At 51.3% G+C, this 6,569-nt stretch carries 6 protein-coding genes (1 of these 6 cut by a window edge); all 6 read right to left on the bottom strand.

Features of this window, described 5'->3' with window-relative positions; genetic code table 11:
• On the bottom strand, positions 1-12 hold the 5' portion of the coding sequence (locus NW747_RS06610; RefSeq protein WP_273186167.1) for a hypothetical protein. 561 nt of this gene lie to the left of the window's left edge; only the first 12 of its 573 coding nucleotides appear in the window; it begins with the start codon at positions 10-12; its stop codon lies beyond the left edge, outside the window.
• Between the two features lie 991 nt (positions 13-1,003).
• Positions 1,004-3,013, bottom strand: a complete 2,010-nt coding sequence (locus tag NW747_RS06605; protein ID WP_273186165.1) for a sensor histidine kinase — start codon at positions 3,011-3,013, stop codon at positions 1,004-1,006.
• Between the two features lie 18 nt (positions 3,014-3,031).
• The gene (locus NW747_RS06600) at positions 3,032-3,721 is read right to left on the bottom strand and encodes a response regulator transcription factor (RefSeq protein WP_273186163.1); all 690 of its coding nucleotides are present in this window, start codon (positions 3,719-3,721) and stop codon (positions 3,032-3,034) included.
• Between the two features lie 183 nt (positions 3,722-3,904).
• On the bottom strand, positions 3,905-4,723 hold the full coding sequence (pstB, locus tag NW747_RS06595; protein ID WP_008858638.1) for a phosphate ABC transporter ATP-binding protein PstB: 819 nt from the start codon (positions 4,721-4,723) through the stop codon (positions 3,905-3,907).
• Positions 4,720-5,658, bottom strand: coding sequence for a phosphate ABC transporter permease PstA (pstA, locus tag NW747_RS06590; RefSeq protein WP_273186160.1), 939 nt, complete (start codon positions 5,656-5,658; stop codon positions 4,720-4,722). The genes pstB and pstA overlap by 4 nt, the downstream gene beginning before the upstream one ends.
• Entirely contained in the window at positions 5,655-6,566 is a 912-nt protein-coding gene (gene pstC / locus NW747_RS06585) for a phosphate ABC transporter permease subunit PstC (protein WP_273186158.1), read from the bottom strand. The genes pstA and pstC overlap by 4 nt, the downstream gene beginning before the upstream one ends.
• Between the last annotated feature and the right edge of the window lie 3 nt (positions 6,567-6,569).

Raw genomic sequence — 6,569 nt, 5'->3', positions numbered from 1 at the left:
CAGTTTTTTCATAATGGTCCTCCTTTTTTACAGATATATCAGTGTTTACTTTACAATTCTATTATATCGGAAGCGGGACACGGGGTAAATAGGGATGCTGCGCCCCTGATGGAAAGAGTTTACAGGGCTTTGCGGAAAAGGTTCTTAGGATTGACCGGCCTGACGGCCGGAAGGTTCTTAAGTTTGACGGCCCTTCGGGCCGAGGGTTGTGGTATCGCCCTTACGGGCGATGAGTATTATAATGCCGCCTTTCGGCGGTCACGTCCACATCGAGTATCATAATCATTCTTACCACCGTCCACCCCTTCGCCACTTCGTGGCCCTCTTCCCCTAAAGGGGACGCAAGAACGTTACGGGATTAGCTGTCTGTGTCATATGTGACACAATATCCAGTGCCACCTATTTTCTCGTTTCCCCTTGAGGGGAAGTCCCGCGAAGGGGGAAAGGGTGTACGGGGCTGAGCAGAGATATGACACTCTATCATTTTCCCGACCGCCAATCGGCGGCCCCCCGATCGAAGCGATGCACAGCGAACACATTTTGCACTATCTTACCACCGTCCACACCGACTTTGCTAGATGGCGTCTCACTGGATTCGCGGGTCGCGGGGCTCCCCTATGAATCCAGTTCGCTTGCACACCCTTCGCCACTTCGTGGCCCTCTTCCCCTAAAGGAGACGCAAGAACGTTACGGAATCGGCTATTGTGTCTTAAGTGCTCCATGACGAAGTGCCGGAGCCTCCTTTCCGGAAAAGGAGGTGGCGCCGAAGGCACCGGAGGGTGGCAGGGTCTTCTCGGAAAATTCGAGGCCCCCTAAGGGCTTCTCCATATTTCTCTTTTTTCTCAGGGCGGCAAGTGATAGGAGCTCGGTCCCCCTCCGCTCCGGCGAAAGCGTCCTATTTGCTCTCATAGATGGGAAGCACAAGGGTGGTTAAGGTCCCCTGTTTTCTCCACGAAAAAAGCTGTGAAGAAATGATTTCCATTTTTCACAGCCTTTTCTGCATTTACTTGACTTCTTTTTTCCTTCCTGCTTTGCGGCCGGGCTTGCCTGCCTTTCCGTCGGGCTTATTCGCCGATTCTGCATTGCGGGAATGACCATTGGATTTCTTTTTGGTCTTTTTGTCCTTCTTCAGTTTTTTCGCTTTGCGGAGATGCTTGGGTTCCTTCCCGTTTTCCTTTGCCTCTCCCAGCGCTGCCTTGGCAGCCTGGTCTTCTTCCGCTTCCTGCTGGGCCAGACGGCCGGATTCAGCGTCTTCCGCTTCCTGCCGGGCGGTGAGGGCTTCTTTGGTTTCTTTGGATACGTCGGCATCGCTCATACGGGGCAGGATGACGGTGACGGTGGTGCCTTTTCCTTCTTCACTGGTCATGGAGAGGGTGCCTTTATGTTTTTCTACAATGTGCTTGCAGATGGCAAGGCCCAGTCCGCTGCCGCCGGTGGATTTGTTTCTGCTTTCTTCCGCCCGGTAGAACCGCTCGAACACTCTTCCCTGCTTGTCTTTGGGGATGCCGATGCCTGTATCTGAAATGGTGAGGCGCAGTTTGTCTTCCCCTTCCGGTTTCAGGAGGGCATGGACACTGCCGCCTTCGTTGTTGTATTTCACCGCGTTGTCGAGAAGGTTCATCACCAGTTCGGAAAGAAGGGCGGCGTTGCCGTAGGTATAGAGGGGCTCTGCATCTACGGTGAGGGCAACACCCTTTGCTTTGGCCTGGGGTTCGATGAGATCGGCGGCGTAGTGGACGAGGCTGTCTAAGGAAACGGTTTTCCAGGTAATGGTGGTTTCTGTTTCTTCAATGCGGGACAGGTGCATAATGGTGTCAATCAGGGTGAGCATGCGCTGGGATTCATTGACAATGCGGCTGCCGAAGAGTTTCACATCGTCCGGTTTCTGGTACATGCCGTTGGCAATCATTTCTGCAAAGCCGCTGATGGAGGTGAGCGGTGTTTTCAGTTCATGGGACACGTTGGCAGAAAATTCCCGTCTCATTTTTTCTGCCATATAGGAGGCGGTCATATCGCGGAGCACGATAAGAAGGCCCGTTTCTCCGTCAGCAAGTTCTATTTTGTTCATCACCATCCGATAGGGATTGTTGAAAAGGCTCATGGTATATTCCTGCCTGCCGTCGGTGCGATAGGCTTTCCCGATGACCCGAAGCCAGTCTTCATCATGGTAAAGGCTGGCAATGCGGCGATATCTTTTGTCTTCGGTGAGGTGGAAGATTTCTTCGATTTTCCGGTTGTAGTCTACGATTTCCTTATGCTCGTTCAAAAGGATGATGCCGTCGGAAATGGTATCTACCACGGTACGGATGGTATTCCGTTCCTCTTCAATGTCATCCATGTAGTTCTGGATTTCATCATGCTGTTCCTCTACCTTCCGGATGAGGGGGTTCAGTTCCTTATAGTCTGATGGCACGTCGTCCACCTTCTGTCCTTCCATAATTTTCTGTATCAGGTCTCCCAGAAGGTGGAAGGGTTTCAGGATTTTTTCTGTTTCCCTTTCCGCCGCAAAGAGACAGCCTACTGCAAATACCACAAGAAAGAGAATGATTTCCGGCAGGTAGGCGGAAAATCCTATATAGGAAACAGTACGGGCGCTGGAAAGGCGCAGGATGGAGCCGTCGGGGGCTTTCTGGGCATAGTAGCTCTTGGGGTTGTCGTTGGAATCTTTATGAACAGCAGCTCCCTTCCCTTCTGCCATGGCTTCCTTCACTTCCGGGCCGTTTTTATAGTCTTCATCTTTGTTATCGCTGTCATAGAGAACTGTACCATCCCTGTCAAGCCATACGATATGGATGGCCTTATGGTTGTCATCATAAATACGACTGAGGTATGCCCGGCTTCCCTCTTCATCATCGGTGGAAACGGCACCGGCCATGACACTGTTCAGGTGCTGCAGTTCATGGCTGAACTGTTCCTGCATGCCCTGGTAGTAAAGAATGGCGGACAGGATAAAGGTGGTAATCACGGACACAATGCCCATGAGAAGAAGACTTCTATAAATCCGAACTTTCATATATATAAACGCTCCTGTTTATGATTTTCTGTCACCCAGGCGGTATCCCACCCCTCTGACAGTACGGATGCAGGCGCCTTCATTTCCCAGTTTCTGGCGCAGACTCATGATATGCATATCAATGGTTCTGCTTTCCATTTCAAAGGGTGAATCCCAGACGGCCTGCATGATCTGGTCTCTGGAAAGAACGATGCCCTTATTTAATAACAAATAACATAATAAGTCAAATTCTTTTAATGTAAGCTGTACTTCCCTGCCGCCGGAAGTGACGCTGTGCTGTTCCTGATCCACCACGATGCCGTCGAATGAAAGGAGTTTTTTCCCTGCCTCCTGGGGCTTTCTGGTGCGGCGGAGCACAGAGCGGATACGGGAAAGAAGCTCCATAATGCCGAAGGGCTTGGTCACGTAATCGTCAGCCCCCAGGTCCAGGCCCTTTACGATATCGAATTCACTGGTTTTGGCGGTCATCATGATAACCGGAATGTTCTGCAGTTTGCCGGAGGCCCGGATTTTTTTCAAAATGGTAAGGCCGTCCTCGCCGGGAAGCATAATATCAAGAAGCACCAGGTCCGGAATATTCTTCTGCAGCGCTTCATAAAATTCGGCTGCTTCTCCGAAGCCTCCCACTTTATATCCCTGTCCCCGAAGGGCATAGCTTACCAGTTCGCGAATGCTTTCATCATCTTCTACACAGTAAATAAGCGGCATGTCAGTTCTCCTTTTAAAAAGCGCTGATGAAATCAGGCTGACTGATTGAATCAGTTTCCTTGAAAACAGTCAAAGCCGGCAGAGGCCTTCCAGGGCCGCCATGCCGGTTTTATTTTACCAAAGACTATGAAATGGACAGTCCCCTGTCCATTTCATGAATTTCATCATATTTATTTTACCACATCAACCGAAATTGCCGGAGACGTAACGAATGGTTCTTTCTTCCTTCGGATTTTCGAAAATCTGCTTCGTATCTCCGTATTCCACCATTTCGCCAAGGTAGAAGAAAGCGGTTTTATCAGCGATACGCTGGGCCTGCTGCATGTTATGGGTAACCATGACCACTGTGTAATCTTCCTTCAGCTTCACAGCCAGTTCTTCGATATGGGCGGTGGAAATGGGGTCCAGGGCGGAGGTGGCTTCGTCCATGAGGAGTACTTCCGGTTCTACTGCCAGAGCCCGGGCAATGCAGAGACGCTGCTGCTGGCCGCCGGAAAGACCTAAGGCAGACTTATGGAGACGATCCTTCAGTTCATCCCAGATGGCTGCCTGGCGAAGGCTTCTTTCCACGATTTCGTCCAGGTCGCTCTTCCTGGTAATGCCTTTCAGACGGGGACCATAGGCTACATTATCATAAATGCTCTTGGGGAAGGGGTTCGGCTGCTGGAAAACCATGCCTACATGGCGGCGCAGTACAATGGGATCGATTTCCTTGTAGATATCTACGCCGGAAAGAAGGACCTGGCCTTCTACGCGGCATCCGGGAACCAGATCATTCATGCGGTTCAGAGTCCTGAGGAATGTGGATTTGCCGCAGCCGGAAGGTCCGATGAGGGCGGTAATCTGGTTTCTTTCAATGCGCATGGAAATTTTCTTTAATGCCTGGAAAGCGCCGTAGTAAAGATCAAGGCCTTTGCAGTCAAAAATGATATTGGAATAAACGGACAGGGACGCTGCACTGGCAGGAGCCTGGACAGCCATAGAATTGTTATTTGTCATCATGAATTTTCTCCTTCAGTTTTTCTGGAAATATACCGGCTCACCATTCTGGCTCCGATACTGAATGCTAATACCATAATCATAAGTACGGCAGAAGCCGCTGCTGCTGTGTCCATGGCGCCGGAGCCAAGGCCTTCGGTGCGGGCAGCCCACACCTGAAGGGACAAGGTTTCGCCGGGACGGAAGGGGTTCAATGGGCAGGTGGGAGAAGTCACATCCCACACATTCCAGTTAATATCGGTACTCATACCGGCCGTGTACAGGAGGGCGGCTGCTTCGCCGAATCCTCTCCCCGCAGCCAGGATGACGCCGGTCACAATAGGTCCCACCGTAGCAGGAAGCATGACGTGCCAGATGGTTTCAAAATGGGTAGCCCCCAGAGCCAGACTGCCTTCTTTATACCCTTCCGGGAGGGCCTTGAATGCATCATAGGTGGTGGACGTAATGAGAGGCAGGGACAGAACAGAAACGGCCAGGGCGCCGGAGAACAGATTCCACTGGCTGTGCACCATGATGATGAATACCAGGTATCCGAAGAGGCCGACTACAATGGAAGGCAGGGAAGACAGGGTTTCAATGGCAATGCGAAGCGTATTGGTCACCTTGCCGGGAGTGGCATATTCCGCCATGTAAACACCGGCCATCACGCCAACGGGAACTGAAATCAGAAGGGAAAGAACCACCAGGTATACCGTATTGAAGAACTGATTGCCAATGCCCTGGGGTCCAAAGGAAAAGACTTCCGGTTTAAAAGCTTTGATTCCGCCCCATACCACATACAGGGTAAAAGCGATGAGCAGGAACACAAAGGCTGCGGAAATGAAATAAAAGAAGAAGGTCGCTGTTTTATCAGCAAAACGGGCTCTTTTGAGTCCTCCGTCAATGAAACGGAGATCAGACATTTTTCCGTTCATCGGCTCTGCCGGCTGTGTACTCATGCCAGGGACTCCTTTCTAGCTGCAATGAGGTGAATCATCAGGATAAAGAGAAGGGAAATAAGGAAGAGGAGAAGAGCCATGGTCCACAGGGCTGCATTCAGTTCGCCGCCGTCCATGGCACCGCCCATATCGGAAGCGATGGCTGCGGTAAGGCTGTTGGTGGGATCCAGAATGCTTTTGGGGAAAGATTTCATCTTGCCGATAACCATGGACACCGCCAGGGCTTCACCGAAGGCACGGGCCAGCCCCAGCACAATGGCTGTCAGGATACCCGGCAGGGCTGCCGGCAGGAGCACTTTGTAAATCATCTGCCAGCGGGTGGAACCAAGTCCATAGGCCCCTTCAATATATTTCTTATTCACGCTGCGGATGGCATCAGCAGAAACGGAGGTAATGGTTGGATAAATCATGACAGAAAGGACGATGGCTGCTGCCAGCACTGACTGCCCGTGAGGCAGTTTGAACAGTTTCTGCAGGAATGGCACCAGCACCACCAGCCCAACCCAGCCGTAAACAACGGAGGGAATGCCGACGAATATTTCCACAGCGGGACGAATCAGTTTTTCACCCAGTCTCGGGGAAATCTGGGTCATGAATACAGCGGTGGAAAGGCTGAAGGGAATGGCAATGAACAGAGCCAGAAAGCAGGTAAGGATGGAGCCCCAGATGAAGATGGCTGCCCCTACCTGTCCGCCGCCTGCATCGGTATCAGATGGCTTCCAGGCGGAGGAAAAGAGGAATTCCCCTATGCTGTGGTGAAAATCAGTGAATGTAAGCATGCCTTTGGCGAGCAGAAAGCAGCCAATGGCAACGGTGAGAATAATGAGGAAAAAACCGCATATAGTGGATACGCTCTTCCCCAGAATTTCTCGCCTGAACATATGCTGCTGGCGCATATTACCGTCCATGAA

It is taken from the genome of Dialister succinatiphilus, assembly GCF_928721695.1.
GTDB lineage: Bacteria > Bacillota > Negativicutes > Veillonellales > Dialisteraceae > Dialister > Dialister succinatiphilus.
This window is presented reverse-complemented; position numbering and strand designations above follow the sequence as displayed.

What these genes read in the sequence shown, in the direction of transcription:
- NW747_RS06605 (WP_273186165.1), bottom strand. Translation starts at nt 3,013, where the DNA reads ATGAAAGTTCGGATTTATAGAAGTCTTCTTCTCATGGGCATTGTGTCC.
- NW747_RS06600 (WP_273186163.1), bottom strand. Translation starts at nt 3,721, where the DNA reads ATGCCGCTTATTTACTGTGTAGAAGATGATGAAAGCATTCGCGAACTG.
- pstB (WP_008858638.1), bottom strand. Translation starts at nt 4,723, where the DNA reads ATGATGACAAATAACAATTCTATGGCTGTCCAGGCTCCTGCCAGTGCA.
- pstA (WP_273186160.1), bottom strand. Translation starts at nt 5,658, where the DNA reads ATGAGTACACAGCCGGCAGAGCCGATGAACGGAAAAATGTCTGATCTC.
- pstC (WP_273186158.1), bottom strand. Translation starts at nt 6,566, where the DNA reads ATGGACGGTAATATGCGCCAGCAGCATATGTTCAGGCGAGAAATTCTG.